Origin of the sequence: Kitasatospora sp. GAS204B (assembly GCF_029892155.1) — a bacterium.
GTDB lineage: Bacteria > Actinomycetota > Actinomycetes > Streptomycetales > Streptomycetaceae > Kitasatospora.
In genome coordinates this window covers 81,232-104,023 of the sequence record NZ_JARZAG010000008.1, presented here as the reverse complement: position 1 = coordinate 104,023, position 22,792 = coordinate 81,232, and the positions used below count along the sequence as shown (strand labels likewise).

The 22,792-nt window shown below is 72.9% G+C and carries 20 protein-coding genes and 1 pseudogene; 10 read left to right on the top strand and 11 right to left on the bottom strand.

All coding sequences use genetic code 11. The features are described from left to right. Positions 1-15: 15 nt before the first annotated feature. The 8 genes and pseudogenes from P3T41_RS13365 to P3T41_RS13330 all read left to right on the top strand — a co-directional run bounded on the left by P3T41_RS13365 (position 16) and on the right by P3T41_RS13330 (position 7,437). Positions 16-1,257 carry a styrene monooxygenase/indole monooxygenase family protein gene (locus P3T41_RS13365; protein ID WP_280690010.1) on the top strand — a complete coding sequence of 414 codons (1,242 nt, stop codon included), beginning with the start codon at positions 16-18 and terminating at the stop codon, positions 1,255-1,257. 146 nt (positions 1,258-1,403) lie between these two features. After that, positions 1,404-2,918: a DUF4190 domain-containing protein gene (locus P3T41_RS13360; protein WP_280690009.1), complete on the top strand. Its 1,515-nt coding sequence runs from the start codon at positions 1,404-1,406 to the stop codon at positions 2,916-2,918. A 212-nt stretch (positions 2,919-3,130) separates the two neighbouring features. Next, positions 3,131-3,619, top strand: a complete 489-nt coding sequence (locus tag P3T41_RS13355; RefSeq protein ID WP_280690008.1) for a hypothetical protein — start codon at positions 3,131-3,133, stop codon at positions 3,617-3,619. A gap of 124 nt (positions 3,620-3,743) precedes the next feature. Further along, positions 3,744-4,271, top strand: coding sequence for a GNAT family N-acetyltransferase (locus P3T41_RS13350; RefSeq protein WP_280690007.1), 528 nt, complete (start codon positions 3,744-3,746; stop codon positions 4,269-4,271). A 106-nt stretch (positions 4,272-4,377) separates the two neighbouring features. Next, a pseudogene (locus P3T41_RS13345) lies at positions 4,378-5,019 on the top strand (VOC family protein); the annotation flags it as partial. Between the two features lie 69 nt (positions 5,020-5,088). Next, on the top strand, positions 5,089-5,625 hold the full coding sequence (locus P3T41_RS13340) for a MarR family winged helix-turn-helix transcriptional regulator (RefSeq protein WP_280690006.1): 537 nt from the start codon (positions 5,089-5,091) through the stop codon (positions 5,623-5,625). Beyond that, positions 5,622-6,599 carry an ATP-binding cassette domain-containing protein gene (locus P3T41_RS13335; protein ID WP_280690005.1) on the top strand — a complete coding sequence of 326 codons (978 nt, stop codon included), beginning with the start codon at positions 5,622-5,624 and terminating at the stop codon, positions 6,597-6,599. Before P3T41_RS13340 ends, P3T41_RS13335 begins: the two co-directional genes overlap by 4 nt. Continuing rightward, positions 6,559-7,437, top strand: coding sequence for an ABC transporter permease (locus P3T41_RS13330; protein WP_280690004.1), 879 nt, complete (start codon positions 6,559-6,561; stop codon positions 7,435-7,437). The genes P3T41_RS13335 and P3T41_RS13330 overlap by 41 nt, the downstream gene beginning before the upstream one ends. A gap of 129 nt (positions 7,438-7,566) precedes the next feature. Here P3T41_RS13330 and P3T41_RS13325 read toward each other — a convergent pair whose 3' ends face one another. The 11 genes from P3T41_RS13325 to P3T41_RS13275 all read right to left on the bottom strand — a co-directional run bounded on the left by P3T41_RS13325 (position 7,567) and on the right by P3T41_RS13275 (position 19,647). Then, a complete protein-coding gene (locus tag P3T41_RS13325) occupies positions 7,567-8,142 on the bottom strand; it encodes a hypothetical protein (protein ID WP_280690003.1) in 576 nt (191 codons plus the stop codon). Beyond that, positions 8,139-9,473, bottom strand: a complete 1,335-nt coding sequence (locus tag P3T41_RS13320; protein ID WP_280690002.1) for a DUF58 domain-containing protein — start codon at positions 9,471-9,473, stop codon at positions 8,139-8,141. The genes P3T41_RS13325 and P3T41_RS13320 overlap by 4 nt, the downstream gene beginning before the upstream one ends. Further along, complete coding sequence (locus P3T41_RS13315) at positions 9,470-10,483, bottom strand: MoxR family ATPase (protein WP_280690001.1); 1,014 nt, start codon at positions 10,481-10,483, stop codon at positions 9,470-9,472. The genes P3T41_RS13320 and P3T41_RS13315 overlap by 4 nt, the downstream gene beginning before the upstream one ends. An 82-nt stretch (positions 10,484-10,565) precedes the next feature. Beyond that, on the bottom strand, positions 10,566-11,135 hold the full coding sequence (locus tag P3T41_RS13310) for a hypothetical protein (RefSeq protein ID WP_280690000.1): 570 nt from the start codon (positions 11,133-11,135) through the stop codon (positions 10,566-10,568). Next, positions 11,135-12,154: a DUF4129 domain-containing protein gene (locus P3T41_RS13305; protein WP_280689999.1), complete on the bottom strand. Its 1,020-nt coding sequence runs from the start codon at positions 12,152-12,154 to the stop codon at positions 11,135-11,137. Before P3T41_RS13305 ends, P3T41_RS13310 begins: the two co-directional genes overlap by 1 nt. Further along, a complete protein-coding gene (locus P3T41_RS13300) occupies positions 12,151-12,354 on the bottom strand; it encodes a hypothetical protein (RefSeq protein WP_280689998.1) in 204 nt (67 codons plus the stop codon). The genes P3T41_RS13305 and P3T41_RS13300 overlap by 4 nt, the downstream gene beginning before the upstream one ends. A gap of 185 nt (positions 12,355-12,539) precedes the next feature. After that, positions 12,540-15,092 (bottom strand): ABC transporter permease, encoded by a 2,553-nt coding sequence (locus P3T41_RS13295; RefSeq protein ID WP_280689997.1) that lies wholly within the window; start codon positions 15,090-15,092, stop codon positions 12,540-12,542. Between the two features lie 57 nt (positions 15,093-15,149). Then, positions 15,150-15,911, bottom strand: a complete 762-nt coding sequence (locus tag P3T41_RS13290; protein WP_280689996.1) for an ABC transporter ATP-binding protein — start codon at positions 15,909-15,911, stop codon at positions 15,150-15,152. A gap of 255 nt (positions 15,912-16,166) precedes the next feature. Then, positions 16,167-16,901, bottom strand: coding sequence for a succinate dehydrogenase/fumarate reductase iron-sulfur subunit (locus tag P3T41_RS13285; RefSeq protein ID WP_280689995.1), 735 nt, complete (start codon positions 16,899-16,901; stop codon positions 16,167-16,169). Then, on the bottom strand, positions 16,898-18,913 hold the full coding sequence (locus tag P3T41_RS13280) for a fumarate reductase/succinate dehydrogenase flavoprotein subunit (protein ID WP_280689994.1): 2,016 nt from the start codon (positions 18,911-18,913) through the stop codon (positions 16,898-16,900). The genes P3T41_RS13285 and P3T41_RS13280 overlap by 4 nt, the downstream gene beginning before the upstream one ends. Further along, the gene (locus P3T41_RS13275) at positions 18,910-19,647 is read right to left on the bottom strand and encodes a succinate dehydrogenase cytochrome b subunit (protein WP_280689993.1); all 738 of its coding nucleotides are present in this window, start codon (positions 19,645-19,647) and stop codon (positions 18,910-18,912) included. Before P3T41_RS13275 ends, P3T41_RS13280 begins: the two co-directional genes overlap by 4 nt. Before the next feature lie 84 nt (positions 19,648-19,731). On the opposite strand from P3T41_RS13275, the gene P3T41_RS13270 reads away from it, so the two are divergent. Both P3T41_RS13270 and P3T41_RS13265 read left to right on the top strand, forming a co-directional pair. Further along, positions 19,732-20,667, top strand: a complete 936-nt coding sequence (locus tag P3T41_RS13270; RefSeq protein WP_280689992.1) for a LysR substrate-binding domain-containing protein — start codon at positions 19,732-19,734, stop codon at positions 20,665-20,667. Between the two features lie 248 nt (positions 20,668-20,915). Continuing rightward, positions 20,916-22,727 carry a hypothetical protein gene (locus P3T41_RS13265; RefSeq protein ID WP_280689991.1) on the top strand — a complete coding sequence of 604 codons (1,812 nt, stop codon included), beginning with the start codon at positions 20,916-20,918 and terminating at the stop codon, positions 22,725-22,727. The last annotated feature ends 65 nt before the right edge of the window (positions 22,728-22,792 follow it).

Here is a 22,792-nt window from a genome sequence, read left to right as displayed (position 1 = left end):
AGAAGGCAGGCAGCGATGCGCAAGATTCTGATAGTCGGGGCCGGGCAGGCCGGACTCCAGCTCGCCCTGGGCCTCCAGTCCCACGGCTACGACGTGACGGTGATGACCAACCGCACCGCCGACGAGGTGCGCGATGGGCGGGTGCTCTCCACCCAGTGCATGTTCGACACCTCGCTGGGCCACGAGCGGGAGTTGGGCATCAACTTCTGGGAGGCCGAGGCGCCCAAGGTCGAGGGGCTCGGCGTCTCGGTGGCCGGTCCCGACTCCGCCAGAGTGATCGACTGGGTGGGCCGACTGGACGGCTACGCGCAGTCGGTCGACCAGCGGCTGAAGATGGCCGGCTGGCTGGAGGCCTTCGCCCAGCGCGGCGGCCAGGTGGTCGTGCACGGCGTCGCCGTCTCCGACCTGGACTACTTCGCCCGCACCTACGACCTGGTGCTGGTGGCCGCCGGCAAGGGTGAACTGGTCTCGATGTTCGGCCGCGACGCGAGCCGTTCGCCCTACGAGGCGCCGCAGCGCGCGCTCGCCGTCGCCTACGTGCACGGTCTCGGCCCGCGCCCCGAGCACGACTTCCGTGCCGTGCGCTGCAACCTGGTCCCGGGCGTCGGCGAGCTCTTCGTGATCCCCGCGCTGACCGTGTCGGGCGACTGCGACATCCTGTTCTGGGAGGGAATCCCCGGCGGCCCGCTGGACGTCTTCGGCGACGTCAAGGAGCCGGCCGAGCACCTGCGGCTCACCCTGGACCTGATGAAGACCTTCACGCCGTGGGAGTACGACCGCACCACTGGCGGCGTCGAACTCACCGACGCCGGTGCCACCCTGGCCGGCCGCTACGCCCCCGTGGTGCGCAACCCGATCGGTGAACTGCCGAGTGGTGGCCTGGTGTTGGGCGTTGCCGACGTGGTGGTCGCGAACGACCCGATCACCGGCCAGGGTTCCAACAACGCCGCCAAGTGCGCCGCCGTCTACCTGCAGGCGATCCTGGACCACGAGGACAAGCCGTTCGACCGCGAGTTCATGCAGTCCGCCTTCGACCGTTACTGGGAGGACGCCCAGCACGTCACCAAGTGGACCAACGCCATGCTGGCCCCGCCGCCGGAGCACGTGCTCAACCTGATCGGCGCCGCCGGCCAGCTGCCGCCGGTGGCCCACCGGTTCGCCAACGGTTTCAACGACCCGGCGGACTTCGAGAACTGGTTCTTCGACCCGGCGAAGGCGAACGCCTACCTCGCCTCGGTCGCCCCGCCGCAGGCCTGACCCGCGCTCGGCGCCGCCCGCCGGCCCTGCCGTGATCGGTGGGGTGGGGGCGGCGCCGATGCCTGTCCCCAAGATCCGCTAGAGTCCGGCCTCGATCGGACGGCTGCGCGGGCAGCACGGCAGCGGTAGGGGGAGCGAGCGCGACCATGGTGGACATATCGGGACAGGGCGCCGAGGAGGCGCCGGAGGCCGCCCACGTGGCGGAGAACGGCGCGCAGGACGCGGTGCCGGACGCGGCGCCGAACATGCTGAAGAAGGCTGCGCAGGCCCCGGCGGATTCCGTGGCGGCTGAGGAGTCCCCGAAGGACGCTCCACAGGCTGCTGAGCCGGTGACCGTTGAGCTGGAGATCGCCGAGCCTTCCCCCACTGCGGCCCCTGAGCCCGCCGCCGCCCCTGAGCCCGCCGCCGCTCCTGAGCCCGCCGCCGCTCCCGAGCCCGCTGGCGCTCCCGAGCCCGCGACCCCGACCGCCCTCGTGTCGCCGCAGCCGCCGGCCGACCCGTGGGCGCCCCCGGTCGGCGATGCCCCCGAGCTCCCGCCCACGGACCCCTGGGCGCAGCCCGGGGCCGCCCCGTACTACCCGCCGCAGCAGCCTGGGCCCTATGGCGCCCAGCCCCAGCTCGCGGGTACCAACGGGCTCGCCGTCACCTCGCTCGTCACCGGGCTGACCTGCTGCCTCTGGCCGGCCGCGCTCGGGTTCGGGATCGCCGCGCTGGTCCAGCTCGGCCGGCGTCGCCAGGCCGGTCGCGGGCTGGCCGTCGCGGGCGTGGTGCTCGGCGTGCTGGGGCTGCTCGGGAGCGTGGTCACGGGCGTGGGCCTGGTCATCGGCTTCCGGGACGCGAAAGCGAGCACCACCACCGTCGGGGCGGCGCCGGGCAGTGGCCCCTTCGGGCTGCGGCCGGGCGACTGCTTCACCGAGCGCACCACGCCGAGCGGCATCCAGCGCGTGCGGACGGCTTGCGACGCTCCGCACTACGGCGAGGTGATGTCGACGGTCACGCTCGCCGACGACCACTTCCCGGGTGCGCAGGCAGTCGCGAACGAGGCCTCCGGCATGTGCCAGAGCGCCGAACTCTCCTACATCCTCGACCCGTGGGCTCGACCCGCCACGGTCGGCATCCGCTACGTCTACCCGAACACCCAGGCCCGCTGGGACAGCACCCGCCACGCCGCCCTCTGCTTCCTGCACGACACCACGCCGGGAGGCAGCGTCGGCTCGCTGCGTCGCGACACGACCACCCTGACGTTTGATCAGCAGAACTTCCTGCAGGCCGTCAGCCAGTTGGACCAGGCGGAGGCCATGAGGCCCGCCGGTGATCCGGCGGACCACAACGCCGACGCGCAGGCCTGGATCCAGCACACCGCCCTCGGCATGAACCAGGCCTACATCGCGCTCAGCCGGCAGAACTGGCCGGACAGCGCCAAGGACCAGGTGGGCATGCTGGCCACCGAGCTCCAGCAGGACCAGCCGGCGTGGCAGACGGCCGGCAACGACAACTCCACCCCGATCGACGACCTGGTCGACCAACTCAGCGGTCAGGACCCGTCGCTGGACGAGAGCCTGGCCCGGAAGGCGCTTTCCCTGGCGGCCCAGCCGCCCTCGCCGGCAGCGACGACCGATCCGCAGTCCGGTGACACTGGCTCCGCTCCTGCCGCCACCTGAGGTAGGCGCTTTCCGGGCTGCCCGCCCAACTGCTCTGTGGAGTCGTCCACGAAAGTGTCTGCCGCATCTCCCTTCGGACACGAAAGCCACCGATCCGCCGCCGGTCCTGCGCGTTCAGCTGATCATTCAGTGACGCAGCGTATGAGCGCCGGGACTTGGGGGACGTCATGTCAGCAGGAGAGCCGGGGAGAGGGTGCGGCTGTGCGCTGAGCGTGCTGGCCGCGCTGGTGTTGACGGTGGTGGTCAGTCTGGCCTGGAGTGAGGTGTCCGATTCACGGCAGGCCGGGGTGAACCGCCGAGAAGCGGATCAACAGATCGCGACGATGGCCGCGTCTTTCGCGCAGCAAGTCGATTCGCAGGGCCAGCGTTCCATGGCTACCGACGCTGACCTCTGGCGGGACGCGCAGACCGCACAGAGAGCGAGGGCCGGTACCGTGAACGGTGTCCTGGCGGTCGGTGTCCAGGTGCTCCGGCCGGTTTCGCGCGGCACGGACCTCAAGGTCGACATCAGGGTCATGACGGTCTATCGGGAGCCAGGGCTGATCACCTACGGGGGCGACGAAGTCGACCGATGCTTCCGAGTCGAACTGCCAGGCCGTTCGGCGGACTCTGGGAGCGCCACGCTGACGGCCCTGCCGACGTGTCCGGGGTTCACCTCGATCGAGGTGCTGACGAGTCCCACGCCCAGCGCCGCCCCTTGACTTCCGAAGCCCTGTTGAGCAGCCACTTCGCGGTGTTACGCTCGCGCTGTCCGATCGAGCGACGCCGGGTTCGACCGCGCCGTGCCAGGGTCGGTCCGGTCGGCGCGACGCCAAGGGGGCTGGGGTGGCGGGGACTTCGGAGCGGTTCGTGATCCGGCGGCGCTGGTCCGGCGATCTGCCCGGCTGCGTGAGCGCGCTCGGCGAGGTCCAGCGGGCCGACGGCTACCCGGTGGTGTGGCCCGCCGAGCCGGGCCGCTGGCTGGTCGAGTCCGACCAACTGGCCTCCTGGGTGGCGGTTTCGGCGGCCACCGGTGAGATCGTCGGGCACGCCGCGCTCTGCCGTGGTCCGGGCTCGTCGGCGGCCGGGGTCTGGGCGGCGCGGGTCGTGGGTCGGGAAGCGGCTGAGGCCGGCGCGGTGAGTCGGCTCTACGTGGCACCCGGTGCGCGTGGGCACGGGCTCGGCGAGCGGCTGCTGGACGCGGTGGTGGCACAGGCGCGCGCCTGGGAGCTGCATCCGGTACTGGACGTGGTGACCGACAGCACGGCAGCCGTCGAGCTCTATCGTCGCCTGGGTTGGGAACTGCTGCTGACGATGGATCAGACCTGGTCCAACGGCGTGACGGTGGCCGTGCACTGTTTCGCGGCGGGGTAGCTCGCCGACGGGCGGTGACCGTTGACGAGGCCGTCAGATGCTGTCAATGGAGTCTCGCGGCACGGTCGGGACTTGCTACCTTCACCCCATGAATCATGATCTTGATGCTCGCCTGCCCGTGACCGCCGATGACGTCGAGGCGGCCGTTGATCTCTGCCTGGAGACGCTGGGCGGCGCACTGACCGCCGACTGGTCGGTGCCGGCAGGGGAGTTGGACTGGGACTGCTGGGAGACACTGGAGCACGCCGCCGATGGGCTGTGGGCGTATGCGGCCCAAGTCGGCTCGCGGCGAACGCCGTTGGACCGCTACGTGGCGCTGCGCTGGCACCGGGAGCGGCCGGGCGGTCCGGCCAACGCGGTGTTCGGGCAACGGGAGGAGGGGCCCGCCGCGCTGCTGGAGCTGTCGGAGGCCGGTGGCGCACTGCTGGCCGCGGTGGTCCGGACGGCTCGCCCGCAGGTGCGCGCCTTCCACTCGTACGGGGTGGCCGACCCCGAGGGCTTCGCCGCGATGGGCGTGGTGGAGACCTTGGTGCACACCGAGGACGTGGTGCGTGGGCTCGGTCTGAGCTGGGCGCCGCCGGGAGCGCTCTGTGCGCGGGCGTTGGCGCGGCTCTTCCCCGAGGTGGCGGCGGCCGCCGGATCGGACGACGACCCCTGGGCCACGCTGCTCTGGGCAACCGGCCGCGCCGAACTGCCCGGGCGACCGCGTCGCGTCTTCGAGCGCTGGCACAGCGCACCGCTGGTCTGACCCGCGACCGGGCACGGCGGGGAAGTTGCCTCTGGACAGATAGCTCTCAATGAGAGATAAAATTATCGTATGCCAGTACCCGACCCGGGCCCTGAGCCCCCGGACCCAGGGCTCGCCGACGAGTTCTCCACCCTGCTCGCCGGCATCTCGCGCCTGGTGCGCCGCCGCCTGCGCCAGGAGCTCACCATGCCGCGCCTGCGCGGTGCGCAGGTGGAGCTGCTGCGCCTGGTGGCGGCCAACCCCGGGATGCGGGTCTCGGCGGCTGCCAAGGAGCTGTGCCTGGCCGGCAATTCGGTGTCCACCCTGGTCAACCAGCTGGTCGCGGAGGGCCTGCTGTGCCGCGAGGTGGACCCGGCCGACCGTCGTGCGGCGCTGCTGCTGGTGACGCCGGAGGCCGCCGAACGGCTCGATGCCTGGACGGTCAAGCGCAAGGCGCTGGTCGGTGAACTGCTCGCCGACCTTCCCGTCGGGGACCGGGAAGCGCTTTCCGCCGCGCTGCCCGCCCTGCGCCGCCTGGCCGCCGGCCTTCAGGGCCGGGACGGCGAGCCCGAGGCGGAGATCGAGCCCGAGGGCGACGAAGAGGACAGGGGAGGGGATGACCGATGACCGACGATGACGCAGCCAGCCGCGACGCGACCAACCGTGCCGCAGCCGACCGCGACGCAACCGGCGCAGGCACCGACACCGGCACAGGCACCAGCACAGGCACCAGCGCGGGCACCGGCGCCGCGGCAGGCGCGGCCGAGGCCGTGGTCTGCCGGGGGCTGGAGTACTCCTTCGGCAAGCCCCGGGCCGGCGCGGCCCGTACCAAGGCCGTCGACGGTGTGGACCTCGAGGTGCGCACCGGCGAGGTGTTCGGCCTGCTCGGCCCGAACGGTGCCGGCAAGACCACGACGATCCGCGCGATCACCACCCTGCTGCCGGTCCCGGCGGGCATGGTCAGGGTGTTCGGCAACGACACCGCCCGCCGCAAGATGGACGTCCGCCGGCTGCTCGGCTACGTGCCCCAGCAGCTCTCGGCCGACGCCGGGCTGACCGGTCGGGAGAACGTCGAGCTGTTCGCCCGGGTCTTCGACGTGCCGCGCGCCGAGCGGGCCGCCCGGGTCGCCCAGGCGATCGCGGCGGTCGACCTGGTCGAGGCCGCCGACCGCCTGGTCGGCACCTATTCGGGCGGCATGGTGCGGCGCCTGGAGCTGGCGCAGGCGCTGGTCAGCGCGCCCCGGTTGCTGGTGCTGGACGAGCCGACCATCGGCCTGGACCCGATCGCCCGGACCAGCGTCTGGGAGTGCATCGACGCGGTCCGCGCGGCCACCGGCATGACCGTGCTGGTCACCACCCACTACATGGACGAGGCCGACCAGTACTGCCACCGGGTGGGCCTGATGGATCGCGGCAGGATCCGCGCGCTGGGCACCCCGGCGGAGCTGAAGGCCCAGGTGCGCGAGCAGGACCCGGAGTTGCCGCACCCCACTCTGGACGACGTGTTCCGCCACTTCGCGGGGCGCAACCTCGGCCATGGCCAGGAAGGAGACTTCAGCGATGTCCGCCGTACCCGCCGCACCGCTTCCCGCGTCGGCTGAGCAGGTGCCGGCGGCGGACGGCGTCCGCCGTCCCGACCTCGGGCTTCTGCTGGTCCCGCCGCGCGCCAGGACCGGCTGGCGCCTGGTGCCGGCCCGCGTGCTGGCGATGTGCGCCGTCGAGCTGCAGAAGCTGCGGCACGACCGCACCGAGCTCTACACCCGGGCCGTCCAACCCGCCCTCTGGCTGCTGATCTTCGGTGAGACCTTCACCAAGCTGCGGTCCATCCCGACCGGCAACATCCCCTACCTCGACTACCTGGCGCCGGGGATCATCGCGCAGTCCGCGATGTTCATCGCGATCTTCTACGGCATCATGATCATCTGGGAGCGGGACTCCGGGGTGCTCACCAAGCTCCTGGTCACTCCGACCCCACGGGCCGCGCTGGTCACCGGCAAGGCCTTCGCGGCGGGGGTGAAGGCGGTGATCCAGGCGGTCGTGGTGATCCTCATCGCCGCCCTGCTGGGTGTCGCGATGACCTGGAACCCGTTGCGCCTGCTGGGCGTCGCGGTGGTGGTGCTGCTGGGCTCGGCGTTCTTCTCCTGCCTCTCGATGACCATCGCCGGGATCGTGCTCACCCGCGACCGTCTGATGGGCATCGGCCAGGCCATCACCATGCCGCTCTTCTTCGGCTCCAACGCCCTCTACCCGGTGGGTCTGATGCCGGGCTGGCTGCAGGCGATCAGCAAGGCCAACCCGCTGAGCTACCAAGTCGACGCCCTGCGCGGCCTGTTGATCGGGACGCCCGCCCATCTGCCGCTCGACTTCGGGGTGCTGGCACTCGCCACGGTGCTGGGCATCACGGCGGCCTCCGCGCTGCTGGGGCGGCTGGCGAAGTAGCCGAGCAGTACCTCCCGGAACGGGAGTAGCCTGATGACCCGCTGACGGAGTGTCAGCGAACGGTGACGGGGTGACCGCTGAGCAGCAGTGGCCACCCCGTCACCGTCTGTCCAGGAGCCGCCGTTCTGCTCAGGAGTCGCCGTCCTGTTCCGGAGCGTCCTCGCCCCGCCGCTCGTACAGCGTCAGCCCCACCGCGCCGGCGGCGGCCGCCACACCCAGCACCGCGAGCAGTCGCGCCGCCGACGAACTGCCGGTGGGCGCCGCGGCGGCCAGCAGCACCAGGGCGGAGGCCGCGTAGGCGGCGGCCACCACGGCGCGTCCCGGCGGCCGGTGGAGCGGGCTGTAGGTGTCCACGTGCAGCAGGTAGCCGAGCAGCAGCGCGGCGACCGTGACGGTCAGCCACGGCCGGTGCGGGGCGACGGCGGCGAGCAGCACGGCGACCACGGCCAGCACGGTGTTGCGGTGCCAGGCCAGTTGGTGGTGCAGCCGGCCCCGGGGGCGTTCGGTGCGGTCCACCGCCGGCGCGGCCCACCAGGCGAACCCGGCGGCGAGCACCGCGACCGGCAGGCCCGAGGCGACCGTGGACCGGTCCACCGGGTCGGCCGCCGCGACGGCGAGCGCCAGGCCCAGGCAGCGCGAGGGCAGTTGCCAGGAACGCAGCCGGGCACCCGGCGCGGTGGATCCCACTGCTGTCGTCGATGTCACCGTTGCCTCCCCTGGATCCGGCCGCGCAGCAGTGGGGCGAGCGCCAGGTCCAGCGCCTCGCCGGGCGTGTGGGCGACCACCGGAACGCCCCGGTTGCGCAGCGCGAAGCGCATCGCGTCCCGGTCGGCCCGCCACAGGCGCAGCGCGAACCGGCCCGCCTCGTCGTCCTCGTCGACCCGCGGGTCACCGGTCGGGATCTCCACCACGACCAGCGGATTGCCCCGGTCGGCGAGATCGCCCAGCACGTCCAGCATCCGCTGGTCGGCCAGCGGCGTGAAGGCGTAGACCAGCGCGCCCGGCGGTAGCGCGGGCGGCGGCAGCCGGTTCAGTTCGGGGGTGCCGTAGCCGAGGTCCTTGCGCACGTCGAGCACGCTCTGCACGATCCGGTAGAAGTGCGCCTCGCCGGTGCCGGCCCGCAGCCAGCGCGTGGTGCCGCCGACCGAGACCAGGCCGATCCGGTCGTGGGTGCGCAGGTAGGCGCGGGTCAGCCCGGCGGCGGCCCGCAGCGACTCGTCCAGCGTGGAGACGCCGGTGGCCGGGTCGCGGAAGTCGCCCAGCGCGTCGAGCAGCAGCACCGTGTCCACGGCCCGCTCGGCGCTGAACTGGTTGAGCTGGATGCTGCCGCGCCGGGTGGTGGACGGCCAGTGGATCCGCCGCTGGCGCTCGCCCCAGACGTGCGGGCGCACGCCGTTGACCTCGACGCCCTCGCCGTGCTGCCGGGTGGTGTGCTCGCCGAGCCGCTCCGGCAGCCGGACCGGGATCGGGGTCAACCGGGCGTTGCCGGGCACCGGGAAGACCTCGATCTCGCCCAGCTCCACCCGCACCGTGCGGCGGGTCAGGTGGCCCGTGTCGTACAGGTCCAGGTCGACGTGGCCGATCGACCAGCGCCCCCAGCGGGTCGCGGTCAGCTCCAGCGTCACGGTGTCCAGGCTGCTCCGTTCGGCGGTCAGCACGATCCCGGGGCCGAGCAGCGGCGCCGGGTCGAGCAGTCCGGCCGCGCCGTCGTGCCGCACGCTGATCCGAGCGGTCACCTGCTCGCCCTCGAAGCAGCGTCGGGTGGTGACCTGGGCCTCGGCGTCGATCCGGGTCGGCCGGGTGCGGCCCGGCGTGGCCACTGCCAGCAGCACGGCGGGGCCCGCTGCCAGGGCGAACAGCCAGGCGTGTCCGGTGAGCAGCGCGGCGACGGTGGCCACGGCGGCGACGGTGAGCAGCCGTAGCGTCCGCTCGCTCGCCCGCCAGCCGGGCGGCGGTGGGGGCGGCGCGGTGCCCAGCCGGTACCCGGACGTCGTCGCTCTCTGATCAGCCGTCAGTTCGCCTGTCGGGCTGGTCATGAGCGAGCGACCGCGGCGTCCGCGAGGCTGTCGGCGGGCTTGTCCGGCACCGTCTGCGGGGTCGGCACCTGCGCCACCAGCGCGGCCAGCACGTCGTCCGAGTCGACCTGGCGTACCCACAACTCCGGCTTCAGGGTCACCCGGTGGGCCAGCGCGGGCACCGCCACCGACTTGACGTCCTCCGGGGTCAGGAAGTCGCGGCCGTCCAACACGGCGCGGGCTCGGGCCAGTTGGACCAGTGCGAGGCCGCCGCGCGGCGAAGCGCCGACCTGGATCTGCGGGTGCGAGCGGGTCGCGCCGACCAGCGCGACGATGTACTCCACCAGGTCGTCGGAGACCTCCACCCGCTCCAGGGCGGCCCGCATCGCGAGGACCTGCGCCGGGTTGCTCAACGGGCGCAGCACCGCTTCGGGCGCGGCCCGGTCGACCCGGGCGCGCAGCATCCGGGCCTCCAACTCGGCCGCCAGGTAGCCCATCCGCACGCGCAGCAGGAAGCGGTCCAGCTGTGCCTCGGGCAGCGCGTAGGTGCCCTCGTACTCGATCGGGTTCGCCGTGGCGATCACCACGAACGGGTCGGGCAGCCGGTGCGTGGTGCCGTCGATCGAGACCTGCGACTCGGCCATCGCCTCGAGCAGCGCCGCCTGGGTCTTGGGCGGGGTGCGGTTGATCTCGTCGGCCAGCAGCAGGTGGGTGAAGAGCGGGCCGGGCCGGAACACCATCTCACCGCTGCGCTGGTCGTAGAAGGGGGCGCCGGAGACGTCCGAGGGCAGCAGGTCGGGGGTGAACTGGATGCGGCGGAACTCCAGGCCCAGGGTGGTGGCGAAGGAGCGGGCCAGCAGCGTCTTGCCGAGGCCGGGCAGGTCCTCGATCAGGATGTGGCCGCCGGCCAGCACGCCGAGCATCACCAGCTCCAGCGCCTCGGGCTTGCCGACCACGGCGCGCTCGATCTCCGCCAGCACCTCGCGGGCGAGCTGGCCGGCCTGCTGGGGCGTCAGGGTCTCGGTCGTCACAGGGGTCCTCACAGGGATGGGTTGGGATCACGATGGTGGGTGAGGGGAAGCGGTGGGCCCGGTCGGCTCCGTGGCGCGGGGGTCAGAGCGCTTCGAGCCGGTCGATCAGCATGCTCAACTCCGCAGGTGACAGGACGTCCTCGGCCCTCGGATGCCCGGGGTCGATGAACTCCCAGGCCTCGGGGCCGACCAGCGCGGCGGCCCGTTCGGGCTCGGCGAGGAGCGAGACGCTGTGCCGCTCGGCGAGCTTGGCGGCGTACAGCCGGCGCAGGCGTCCGCGCAGCGGGTGCGGGAAGTCCTTCACGTCCAGCCCGTTGCGCACGGTCCAGCGCCAGTCGGTCAGGTTGGGGTCCTGGGTGCCCATCAGCCGCAGCCGGCGCCGGTACGTGCTGTCCTCGCTGCCGGCGCCCGCCACGTAGCGGGCGGTCAGCAGCGCGGCGCCGCCGAGCAGGACGGCGACCGCACCCAGCCCGGGGAGGCCGCCCACCAGGCCCGCCAGCAGCAGGGCGATCGGCACCAGTTGGCCGAGCACGACGAGGGTGTGCCGGGTGGAGCCGAGCTCGGTTCCGGCCGCCTTGCCGCCGATGGCCTCACCGGTGGCGCCGGCAGTGGTCCGGGCAGCGGTCCGGGCGATGGCGCGCTCGTCGGCCATCAGGGGCTCACCTCCGTCGACACGTCCTGGCGCTGGGCCGTGTCCTGGGGTTGGGCTCGCGCCGCCTGCTCGCCGAGTTGTTCGGCGATCGCGTCCAGTGCGGCGCGGGCTCGGCTCAGGTGGGTCTGGTCCATCGGGTGCCGGGAGAACCGGGCCTCGTGGAAGAGCGCGGTCAGGGCGCCGGCGTCCGTGCCGCGCAGGGTGCCCGCGGTGACCGCGCGGTCCAGCAGGTCGGTGGGGCTGTCGGCGATCAGCCGTTCGATGCCGGAGTCGGCCAGCGAGTCCTCCATCGCGGCGTAGCAGGCGATCACGGCGGCGCGCGGGTCCTCGCCCTGCAGCAGGGCCCGGCGGGCCGAGGCGACGGCGTCGGCCAACTCCCGCTCGTCGGTGCGCGTCCGCCGAACGCGGTGGCCGGCCGCCGGCTTCGGCAGCCGGCGCAGCCGGCGCCAGACCAGCACGGCGCAGGTCAGCACGGCGAGTACCGCGAGGATCGTGATGCCCAGGGCCAGGACGCCCAGCAGGCCGTGCCCGCCGGCCCGGGTAGGAGGCGGCGGCTGGAAGGTGGGCAGCGGTCGTGGCGACCGCGAGTCCTCCGGGGCCGGCAGCGGCGGCAGCGGGAGATGCTTGGCGGTGGGGTAGAGGAACAGCAGCACCAGCGGCAGTCCGATCGCCGCCAGCGGGATCAGCCGCATGGCCGCCTCGCGCAGGCGGTAGGCGCGTGGTGGCAGGTCGACGAGGTGGCGAACCTGGGTCCGGTAGTACCGCAGGGTCCGTTCCAGCAGTACCAGCCAGCCGAGTGCCAGCAGGAGCACCAGTCCGAACTCGTCGTTGAGCGGTGCGCCACCGCCGGTGAGCAGGCCACCGGCCGGGCGCAGCTCCAGGGCCGCGAAGGCCAGGCCCGCCACCGCTCCGACGGCCAGTACCCGGCGCAGGGCGGCGGTGTGCGCGGCTTCGTCCGAACCGGGCCGCACCGGTCGCCCGGTGCGCTCGCCGGGGCCGGGCGCGTCCGGTGCCGTCATGGTGTCGTTCCCCGGGGGTCGGTCCAACGGCTGAACAGGCTGGCGCCCGGCCGCAGTTCCAGCGCGGCGAAGGCGAGTCCGGCCGCCGCACCGGCGGCCGGGGCCCGGCGCGCATTCGCCGGGCCTGACGCCGCGTCGGCGCCGGGCCGCTCGGACCACCAGGCCAGGTCGGGTCGGCCTGGACCGCTCCGTACTCTCATCGTGTCGCTCCCCCCGCACGGGTCCGCCCGCATTCCGGTGACGGCCCGATCGGTGTGCAGCTTGGCACAGTAGGCGAACCATTGTCAGCACCGGGTCGGCACCAGATCCCCCGGAGCATCGGATGCCCCGGGGCACCTGTTTTCCAGCCGCTCCGGCGGCGCCCCCCGCGCCCGGCGGTGGCCCGTCAGCCGGTCCGGATGGCGTCCAGCACGTCCAGCCGGGCCGCCCGGCGGGCCGGCCAGACGGCCGCGAGCAGACCGACCAGCGCCGCCGCCGCGATGAAGCCGAGCACCGGTAGCGGGGGCACCACCGTGCCGAGGTGCTTGAAGCTGCCCGCGATGGTGCCGTTGCCGGCCCACGCCGTGAGGATCCCGAGCCCCACCCCGAGCACCCCGCCGAGCAGCGCGATCAGCAGCGACTCCAGCCGCACCATCCGCCGCACCCCGCGCCGGTCCAGGCCGACGGCGCGCAACATGCCGATCTCCCGGCGGCGTTCGAAGACCGACATGGCCATGGTGTTGACCACGCCCAGCACCGCGATCACCACGGACATCCCGAGCAGCCCGTACATGATGTTCAGGGCCGCGCTGAGCATCTGCCGGTGCTCCTTCTTCAGGTCGGCCTGGTCCTTGACCGCGATCAGCGGGTTGCCGCCGGTGGCGTTCTGCAAGGCCTGCTTCAGCGCCGGGTCGGCCCCGTGCGCGCCCTTGACCAGCACCTTGTCCGGACCCTGGCCGGCGCTGTGCGGGGCGATCAACTGGTCGGGGGCCAGCAGCCCGTCCACCACGGTGTTGTCGGCCACGATCCCGCCGATGGTCAGCCGCCCGGCGCTGCCGTCCGGGTAGACCACCGTCAGCACGTCACCCACTGCCGTGCCGTTGGCCTTCACATAGCCCTGGTCGACGAGCAGTTGACCGTGCGTCAGGGCCTCCGGCGATCCCGCCGTCGTCCGCAACGCGGCCAACTCGCCGATGCTGTTCGGGTCGACGCCGGTGATCCAGCGGGTGTCGTCGCCGACCTCGACCGGCACCTGGCGCACCACGCTGCTCGCGCTCACCCCGGAAGTCGCCGCGATCTGCGGGCCGACCTGGTCCGAGAGCTGCGCGAAGTTCTGCATGGCGACGGTGTAGTCGGCTTTCAGGTCGGTGCCGTCCGCCTGGTCGACGGCCCGGTTGACCGAGGCGCCGACCACGGTCAGCGCGGTGATCAGGGTGACCCCGATGGTCAGCGCGGAGGCGGTGGCGGCGGTGCGGCGCGGGTTGCGCAGCGCGTTCTCCCGGGCCAGCTTGGCGGGGCTGCCGTAGATCCGCTGCAGCGCGGGGGCGAGCAGCGCGATCAGCGGGCGGGAGAGCAGCGGGGTGAGGACGAAGACGCCGATCAGCAGCGCGCCCGCACCCAGCCCGACGGTGTTGGTGCTCCGGTTGCTCGCACCCAGCACCAGAAGTGCGGCGCCGGCCGCGCCGATCACCGCACCGATGGTGTTGCGGACCAGCAGGCTCTTCGGTGTCGCCGGTTGGTCGCCGTTGCTCATCGCGGCCACCGGGGCGATCCGCCCGGCCCGCCGGGCCGGCAGCCAGGCGGCCAGCAGGGTGACCAGCACGCCCACCGCGAGTGCGGTCAGCACGGTGCTGGCACTGACGATCAGCGGGCCGTCGGGCAGGTTGGCCTGCCCAGGGCCGTTCAGCACCCAGCGCAGCCCGGCGGCGATGCCGGTGCCGGCCAGCAGTCCGGCCGCCGAGGCCAGCAGGCCGACCAGCAGCGCCTCGATCAGCACCGAGCGGCCGACCTGCCGACGGCTGGCGCCGATCGCCCGCAACAGGGCCAGTTCCTTGGTGCGTTGGGCGACCAGCATGCTGAAGGTGTTGGCGATGATGAAGACGCCGACGAAGAGCGAGATTCCGGCGAAGACCAGCAGCGAGGCGCTCAACCCCTTGGTGGCCGCGCTGATCTGCCGATCCTGTTCGGCGGCCAGCTCCTGACCGGTCTGAGCGGTGAAGTCGCCGTTGCCCGGCAGGAGTCGGCGGACCTGGCCGAGCAGCGCCGAGGCGTCGGTGCCGGGCTTGGCGTGCACGTCGATCTCGTTGAACTGACTGGGCGTCAGATAGAGCCGCTGCGCGGTCGCGGTGTCGAAGGCGGCCAGCGAGCCGCCCGCCGTCACCCGCGGGTCGTCGACGTGCAGCAGGCCGGTCAGCTTCAGCTGCATCACCGGGCCGTTGACGGCCACCCGGACGGTGTCGCCGACCTGGTAGCCGCCCTTCCGTGCGGTCTCGGTGTCCAGCGCCAACTCGCCTGCGCTGGTGGGCCCGTGGCCCCCCGCGAGCGGATAGCGGGCGTCCTGGCCGTCGGCGCCCGGCACGTAGTTGGTGCCGGTGGTGGAGAAGCCGTCGCCGATCAACGCGCCCTTGCGGTCCGCGATCCCGGCGAAGCCGCTGACCACGCCACGGGCCTCGGCGGTACCGGGCAGGGCCGCGATCGCCTGCCTGGTCTGCTCGGTCAGGTGGCCCGCGTCGCTCCTGCGGGCGCCGCGGCTGTAGCCGTTGCTGACCGCGCCGTCGTCGCTGACCGAGACCGTGACGCCGGTGAAGCTCTTGGCGTTCTGCGATTTCAGGGCGCTGCCGAGGGTGTCGGTGAAGACCAGGGTGCCGGCCACGAAGGCGGTGCCGAGCAGCACGGCGAGGGTGGTCATGAGCAGGCGGGCCTTGTGGGCCAGGACGTTGCGCAGGGCGGTGCGGTACATGGAGCTTCCCTCGGTGTTCTCGGCTTCCTGCGGGACAGACCGGACAGGCCCCAGCGGTCAGCGGCTGCGGGTGGCGCCGTCGAAGCGGCGCATCCGGTCCAGCACGGTGCCGGGGGTCGGTAGCGACAGCTCGTCCACGATCCGGCCGTCGGCCAGGAAGATCACCCGGTCCGCGTAGCTCGCCGCCACCGGGTCGTGGGTCACCATCACCACGGTCTGGCCGAGTTCGCGCACCGAGTTCTGCAGGAACCCGAGGATCTCCGCGCCGGCCCGGGAGTCGAGGTTGCCGGTCGGTTCGTCGGCGAAGACGATCGCCGGCCGTCCGGCCAGTGCGCGGGCGCAGGCCACCCGCTGCTGCTGGCCGCCGGAGAGCTGGGCCGGGCGGTGCGAGAGCCGGTCGGACAGGCCCACCGTCGCCACCACCCGCTCCAGCCAGGCCTGGTCGATCCGGCGCCCGGCGATGTCCATCGGCAGGGTGATGTTCTCCAGCGCGGTGAGCATCGGCAGCAGGTTGAACGCCTGGAAGACGAAGCCGAGCCGGTCACGCCGCAAGCGGGTCAGCTGCCGGTCGGAGAGGCCCACCAGCTCGGTGTCGCCGAGCCGGGCCGAACCGGAGCTGGCGTAGTCCAGGCCTGCCATGCAGTGCATCAGGGTCGACTTGCCCGAGCCGGAGGGACCCATGATCGCCGTGAACTCGCCGGGCCGGAAGGTCACGCTGACCCGGTCCAGCGCCACCACCCTGGTCTCGCCGGAGCCGTAGACCTTGCTCAGCTCTCTGGCTTCGGCGGCGGCTCTGGCGGGGGCGAGGGTGAGGGTCATGGCGGTGCTCTCCGGGGGACGGTGCGGGGCGGCCGGGGCTCGGTCGGCTCCGCTCCATCCTGGTGGCCACAAGTGCGCCATCCGTCGCTCCGGCGAACGGTTGTCCGATCTCCGGCCGGAGGGGCGGCGGGGAGGGTTCTCCTCCTCAGGGATGACCCGCCCCTGAAATGCCGCCCCGGCCGCAACCGATCGGCCCGCCCGACCGTCGGTACTGCACTGTCCGCAGCTCACGGGCGGTCCGTCACCGCCCGCCCGTCACCGCCCGCCCCGCAGGAACTCCCGGTTCAGCGTGCCGATCGCGTTCAGCCCGATCCCCTTGGGGCAGGCGCTGGCGCACTCGCCGGTGTTGGTGCAGCCGCCGAAGCCCTCGGCGTCCATCGCGCCCACCATCGCCCGCACCCGGCCGCGCCGCTCCGGGGCGCCTTGCGGCAGCACGTTGAGATGCACCACCTTGGCGGCGGTGAAGAGCATCGCCGAGCCGTTCGGGCAGGCCGCCACGCAGGCGCCGCAGCCGATGCACTCGGCGTGCTCGAAGGCCAGGTCGGCGGCCTCCTTGGGGACCGGGGTGGCGTGCGCATCGGGAGCGCTGCCGGTGGGCGCGGTGATGTAGCCGCCCGAGCCGATGATCCGGTCGAACGCCGAGCGGTCCACCACCAGGTCCTTGACGACCGGGAAGGCCGCCGAGCGCCACGGCTCGACGTCGATCACCTCGCCGTCCTGGAAGTGCCGCATGTGCAACTGGCAGGTGGTGGTCCGCTCGGGGCCGTGTGCCTGGCCGTTGATCACCATGCCGCAGGCGCCGCAGATGCCCTCTCGGCAGTCGTGGTCGAAGGCCACCGGGACCTCGCCGCGCAGGATCAGTTCCTCGTTGAGCGTGTCCAGCATCTCCAGGAAGGACATCTCCGGGCTGATGCCGCTGACCTGATAGGTCGTCAGTTCGCCTGGCGCGTCAGGGCCGCTCTGCCGCCAGATCCGCAGGGTGAGGTTCATGCGTAACTCCGCTGGGTGGGGTGGACCTCGGTGAAGGTCAGCTCTTCGCGGTGCAGGACGGGAGCGCCGCCGGTGAACTCCCAGGCGGCGACGTAGCCGAACTCCTCGTCCTTGCGGGCGGCTTCGCCGCCCGGGGTCTGGCTCTCGGTGCGGAAGTGACCGCCGCAGGACTCGGTGCGGTGCAGCGCGTCCAGGCACATCAGCTCGGCCAGCTCGAAGTAGTCGACCAGGCGATTGGCCTTCTCCAAGGTCTGGTTGAGCTCCTCGCCGCCGCCCGGGACGGCCAGCCGCCGCCAGAACTCCTCGCGCAGCTCGGGGATCCGGGCCAGCGCCCGACGCAGGCCCGCCTCGTCCCTGGCCATCCCGCACTCGTCCCAGAGCAGTTCGCCCAGCTCGCGGTGGAACGACTCGGGCGTCCGGTCGCCGTCCACGGCCAGCAGCCGCTTCAGCCGGTCCGACACCTCGGCCAGCACGGTGGTGAGTTCGGGGTGGTCGCCGGGCACCGGCGCGCTCGGCACCTGGGCCAGATAGTCGGCCAGGGTGGCCGGCAGCACGAAGTAGCCGTCCGCCAGGCCCTGCATCAGCGCGCTGGCGCCGAGCCGATTGGCGCCGTGGTCGGAGAAGTTGGCCTCGCCGATCGCGAACAGGCCCGGCACGGTGGTCTGCAGGTCGTAGTCGACCCAGAGCCCGCCCATCGTGTAGTGGATCGCCGGGTAGATCCGCATCGGCACCTGGTAGGGGTCCTCGGCGGTGATCCGCTGGTACATCTCGAACAGGTTGCCGTACTTGGCCTCGACGGCCGCCCGCCCCAGCCGGGCGATCGCGTCGGCGAAGTCCAGGTAGACCCCCTGTCCGCCGGGACCGACCCCGCGTCCCTCGTCGCAGACGTTCTTGGCGGCCCGGGAGGCGATGTCGCGCGGCACCAGGTTCCCGAAGGCGGGGTAGATCCGCTCCAGGTAGTAGTCCCGCTCGTGCTCGGGGATCAGCTCCGGCGAGCGGGTGTCGCCGGCCGTCCTCGGCACCCAGATCCGTCCGTCGTTGCGCAGCGACTCGCTCATCAGGGTCAGCTTGGACTGGTGGTCGCCCGAGCGCGGGATGCAGGTCGGGTGGATCTGGGTGAAGCACGGGTTGGCGAAGTAGGCGCCGCGCCGGTGCGCGCGCCAGATCGCGGTGGCGTTGGAGTTCTTGGCGTTGGTGGACAGATGGAAGACGTTGCCGTAGCCGCCGGTGGCCAGCACCACCGCGTCCGCCAGGTAAGCGCTGACCTCGCCGGTCACCAGGTCGCGGGCCACGATGCCGCGGGCCCGCCCGTCGACCACCAGCAGGTCGAGCATCTCGGTGCGGGCGTGCATCTCCACGCTCCCGGCCGCGATCTGCCGCGACAGCGACTGGTAGGCGCCGAGCAGCAACTGCTGTCCGGTCTGGCCGCGGGCGTAGAAGGTGCGGGAGACCTGGACGCCGCCGAACGAGCGGGTGTCCAGCAGCCCGCCGTACTCCCGGGCGAACGGCACGCCCTGGGCCACGCACTGGTCGATGATCTCCACCGAGACCTGCGCCAACCGGTGCACGTTGGACTCCCTGGCTCGGAAGTCGCCGCCCTTGACGGTGTCGTAGAAGAGCCGGCGGATCGAGTCGCCGTCGTTGCGGTAGTTCTTGGCGGCGTTGATGCCGCCCTGAGCGGCGATCGAGTGAGCCCGCCTGGGGGAGTCCTGGAAGCAGAACTGGACCACGTGGTAGCCCTGCTCGGCCAGCGTGGCGCCGGCCGCGCCGCCCGCCAGGCCGGTGCCCACCACGATCACGGTCTTCTGGCGCCGGTTGGCCGGGTTGACCAGCTTCGCCTCGAACCGGCGCCGGTCCCAGCGCTCGGCGATCGGCCCGGCGGGCGCCTTGGCGTCGGCGATCGGCTCGCCCACGGTGTAGTCGGCGCAGGCGGCGGTCGGGTTGTCGGCAGCCGGGTTGTCGGCGGTCGAGCTGTCGGTGGTCGAGCTGTCGGTGGTCGGGTTGGAGGTCATCGCACGATTCCCGTCATCACGGCGATCGGAACGGAGAGGAAGCCGGCCGTCAGCACCAGTGCCAGCAGGTTCGCGGTGAGCTTCAGCGCCCGGTCCCGGCCCGGGCTGTTGGCCCCCAGCGTCTGCGCGGCGCTCCAGAACCCGTGCCGCACGTGCAGCCCGAGCGCGAGCATCGCCACGCAGTAGATCCCGCCGTCGTACCAGGTGCGGAAGGCGCCCACGATGTTCTGGTAGGGGTGCCCCGGGTCGGCCACCGGGTTCACGGTCAGCGTGGTCAGGTCGAGGATGTGCCAGACGATGAAGAGCGCCAGGATCACCCCGCCCCAGCGCATGGTCCGGGTCGCGTAGCTCTGCCGGGCCCGGGTGCGCCGGGCCCCGCTGTGCTGATAGCCGGTCGGCCGGGCGGCCAGGTCGCGGCGGCTCAGCTGGTAGGCGGCCACGCCGTGCACCACGACGGCGGCCACCAGCGCGACCCGGGCGATCCAGAGGAACCACGCGTGGCCGAGGAAGGGCTGGCCGATGGTGCGCAGCCAGGCCGCGTAACCGTTGAGCTCGCTCGCGCCGAAGAAGATCTTCAGATTGCCGATCATGTGAAGGACCAGATAGCCCAGCATCACCAGACCGCTGACCGCCATCGCGGCCTTCTTGCCGACGGTCGAACCCCACAGGATCGCCAGGGTGGACCGGGCCCGCGCTGCTTCACGGCGCGGCCGTGCTCCCGTTGTCACTGCCATGTTCAGCACGGTAGGGAGCCGACCGGTGATCCGTCCAAGACAGCTTCCGGCTCGTGACGATAGTGAACGCCTATGCTGGCCGGTATGCAGCTCCAGCAGCTCCGCTACTTCGTCGCCGTCGCCGAACTGCGGAACTTCACCCGCGCCGCCGAGCAGACGCATGTCGCGCAGCCCTCGCTCTCCCAGCAGATCCGCTCGCTGGAGCGGGAGTTGGGAGCCGAACTGTTCCACCGTGCCCGCGGCCGGATCGCCCTCACCGACGCGGGCGCCGCGCTGTTGCCGCTGGCCCGCCGGATCCTGGCGGACGCCGAGAGCGCCCGGCTCGCGGTGCAAGAGACGGTGCAGCTGCGCCGCGGCCGGGTCCGGCTCGGTGCCCCGCCGAGCCTCTGCACCAGCCTGGTCCCCGACGTGCTGCGGGCGTACCGGGTCCGGTACCCGGAGGTCGAACTGATGGTCCGCGAGGACGGCTCGCGCGACCTGGTCCGTACCTTGGCGGCCGGTGAACTCGACCTCGCGCTGATCATCACACCGCAGGCCGGACCGGCGCCCGGCCTCGCGGTCACCGAACTGCTCTACGAGGACCTGGTGCTCGTCTCGGCGACCGCCCCCAGGCGTCGCCAGGCCCGGATCGAGGACCTGCGCGGGCAGCCCCTGGTGATGTTCCGTGAGGGCTATGACCTGCGCGAAGCCACCCTGGCGGCCTGCCGGGCGGCCGGGTTCGAGCCCGAATTCTCGGTGGAGGGCGGCGAGATGGACGCCGTGCTCGGTTTCGTCCGGGCAGGCCTGGGGCCCGCGGTGCTGCCGGGCATGGTGGCCGCCCGCAGCGGACTGGCCGTCACCCCGTTCGCGGCCCCGGGGATCGGCCGGGTGATCGCCCTCGCCCGCGGCGCCGAACTGCCGCTCAGCCGCGCCGCCGCCGCGCTGCACCAGGTGCTCCTCGACCACCTCGCCCAGGCCGGAACGGCGGGCGCGCTGCCGCCGGGCACCCGGCTGCTGACACCCAGGTCGGACCACATCTGACGGAGTGTCAGCTGATCACACCGGGGGGGCGGGGCGCGCCACAGGCGCGCTCGGTGGGCCGGGTGCGTGCAAGCCTCGAACGGCCACCCGTATCCTGGCCTACCAGCACGGACGTCGGTGCGCGGGAGCTGTTCCACCCGCCCCGGCCGCCGTTCGTACGTTCCACCCGCCGCAGCTCTTCCCCCTCAACCTTCCCCGACAGCCTGCCCCGCACTCGAACCGGACGGTTCTCAATGACAGTACTTCCCGTGCAGAACGCCGATGTACCGCCGCAGGACCGCTCGGCCGGTCCTGCCGACGACCGGACACCGGAGCGCACCTCGGACCTCGCGCCGGACCTCCGTGACGGCCTGCTCCGTTACGCCGACCTGGGCGGTTTCACGCTGGCCGCCGACACCCATGCCTGGTACGCCGCCGCCGACACCGTGACCGGGCCCGAAGAGGCCCGGGCCGCGTCCACCGTCCTCGCCGAGGTGCGCGGTTGCGACCTGAGCGTGCTGCGCGAGGCCGCCGCGCTGCTGGCCGGCGAGGCCGCGCTGCGCGCGCCGGCCACGCTCGCCGAGGTCCTGACCCTGCTGGCGCTGCTCCGCCGGGTCCGGGAGACCGCCACGACGCTGCGCTCCGGCGCCTACGAGGCGGACCTGGACGCGCTCGCGGCGGCCACCGCCAACGGCAGCTGGCGCAAGGAGCGGGGCCTGCGGATCTCCTGGGGCCGACGCCGCAAGCTGCGCGCCGAGGCCAAGCGCCTGGCCGTCGCGGACCGCCCGCGTCGCGACGCGCTGCACCTGGCGCTGGTCGCGGCCGCCGCCGAGCACAGCGAGTGGCAAGCGCTTTCCGCTGCGCCGGGCACCACCGCCCGCCCGGTCGACGCCGAGCTGCTGGAGAGCACCGGGCTGGCCGCCGACACCCTGGTCGGCGCCCTGCGCGGCCTCGGACGGCTGCTGGCGGACCGTGAGCTGACCGAGCTTTCGTTCGCCGAGCTGGGCGACCTGGTGGACGCCCTGGCCGCCGACGAGGGCACCCTCTTCCGCCTCCCGGAGCTGCGCACCCTGCGCACCGCGCTGGAGGACGGTGGCCTGACCGAACTGCTCGCCGAGCTGACGGAGGACCGCGCGGACCGCGCGGCGGCCCTGGCGGCGTACCTCCGTTCGGAGGGCGAGGACGTGGCCGAGGCTACGGCCGAGGACGAGGGCGAGGACGAGGGGACGGTGGAGGCTGCGGCGCTGGTCGCGGACGTCGCCGAGCCCGAGGTCGAGTCCGAGCCGGAGATCGAGTTGCCGGCGCAGTCCGTGGCAGAGCCGGTGGCCGAGGTGGCCGAGGTCGAGGTCGTCGAGGCGGTACTGCCCGCGCAGTCCGTGGCGGAGCCCGAGATCGAGTCGGTGACCGCTGAGCCCGAGGCTGAGGTCGTGGTCGAGCCCGAGGTCGAGCCCGAAGCCGTGGTCGAGCCGGACGCTGACGCTGACTCCGAGGTGGAGCCCGAGGTTGAGGCCTCTCAGCCGGTCGAGGCCATTGTCGAGCCCGAGCCGCTGGTTGAGGCCGAGACCGAGGCAGATGTCGAGTCGGCGGCCGACGTTGTCGCCGAGCCGGCCGTCGAGCGAGAGGTCGCGCCGGAGCCCGAGCCCGAGCTGGTCGTCGAGTCCGAGCCTGAGGCTGTGACGCTGCCCGAGCCCGAGCTTGAGGCCGAGCCCGCCGTCGAGGCCCCTGCCCCGGTGGAGGAGCTCCCCGCCCCTGCCGACGAGCCCCTCGCCACGGAGGAGCCCGCCGCCGTCGAGCCGGCCGTTGAGGAGCCCGCTGCCGAGGAGCCCGCCGCCGAGGAGGTCGACCCCGCCGCCAAGCGCTCGCGGCGCCCGAAGCGGCCCGAGCTCACCCCCGGCCGCCCGATCACCGCCTACTCCGCCGACGAACTCCTGGCGCTGGTCCGCTGGATCGACAGCGACTACGTCGAGCGCACCGACGACGAGCTGCTCCGCGCCGCCATGAAGGAGCTGGGCTTCGCCCGCCTCGGCCCCCGGATCAAGGAGGCCTTGGCTACTGCCGTCACCGCCGCCCGCGCGGCATAAGCAGGCACGCGACACAGTGGGGCCCGGCCCGAGCGAGTCACCTTCGCTCGGGCCGGGCCCCGGTC

Excerpts from the sequence above, each read along its gene's own strand:
- P3T41_RS13320 (WP_280690002.1), bottom strand. The coding sequence starts at position 9,473 with ATGACCAGCCCGACAGGCGAACTGACGGCTGATCAGAGAGCGACGACG.
- P3T41_RS13285 (WP_280689995.1), bottom strand. The coding sequence starts at position 16,901 with ATGAACCTCACCCTGCGGATCTGGCGGCAGAGCGGCCCTGACGCGCCA.
- P3T41_RS13270 (WP_280689992.1), top strand. The coding sequence starts at position 19,732 with ATGCAGCTCCAGCAGCTCCGCTACTTCGTCGCCGTCGCCGAACTGCGG.
- P3T41_RS13290 (WP_280689996.1), bottom strand. The coding sequence starts at position 15,911 with ATGACCCTCACCCTCGCCCCCGCCAGAGCCGCCGCCGAAGCCAGAGAG.
- P3T41_RS13360 (WP_280690009.1), top strand. The coding sequence starts at position 1,404 with ATGGTGGACATATCGGGACAGGGCGCCGAGGAGGCGCCGGAGGCCGCC.
- P3T41_RS13365 (WP_280690010.1), top strand. The coding sequence starts at position 16 with ATGCGCAAGATTCTGATAGTCGGGGCCGGGCAGGCCGGACTCCAGCTC.
- P3T41_RS13295 (WP_280689997.1), bottom strand. The coding sequence starts at position 15,092 with ATGTACCGCACCGCCCTGCGCAACGTCCTGGCCCACAAGGCCCGCCTG.
- P3T41_RS13335 (WP_280690005.1), top strand. The coding sequence starts at position 5,622 with ATGACCGACGATGACGCAGCCAGCCGCGACGCGACCAACCGTGCCGCA.
- P3T41_RS13280 (WP_280689994.1), bottom strand. The coding sequence starts at position 18,913 with ATGACCTCCAACCCGACCACCGACAGCTCGACCACCGACAGCTCGACC.
- P3T41_RS13310 (WP_280690000.1), bottom strand. The coding sequence starts at position 11,135 with ATGGCCGACGAGCGCGCCATCGCCCGGACCGCTGCCCGGACCACTGCC.
- P3T41_RS13330 (WP_280690004.1), top strand. The coding sequence starts at position 6,559 with ATGTCCGCCGTACCCGCCGCACCGCTTCCCGCGTCGGCTGAGCAGGTG.
- P3T41_RS13305 (WP_280689999.1), bottom strand. The coding sequence starts at position 12,154 with ATGACGGCACCGGACGCGCCCGGCCCCGGCGAGCGCACCGGGCGACCG.
- P3T41_RS13300 (WP_280689998.1), bottom strand. The coding sequence starts at position 12,354 with ATGAGAGTACGGAGCGGTCCAGGCCGACCCGACCTGGCCTGGTGGTCC.
- P3T41_RS13340 (WP_280690006.1), top strand. The coding sequence starts at position 5,089 with ATGCCAGTACCCGACCCGGGCCCTGAGCCCCCGGACCCAGGGCTCGCC.
- P3T41_RS13275 (WP_280689993.1), bottom strand. The coding sequence starts at position 19,647 with ATGGCAGTGACAACGGGAGCACGGCCGCGCCGTGAAGCAGCGCGGGCC.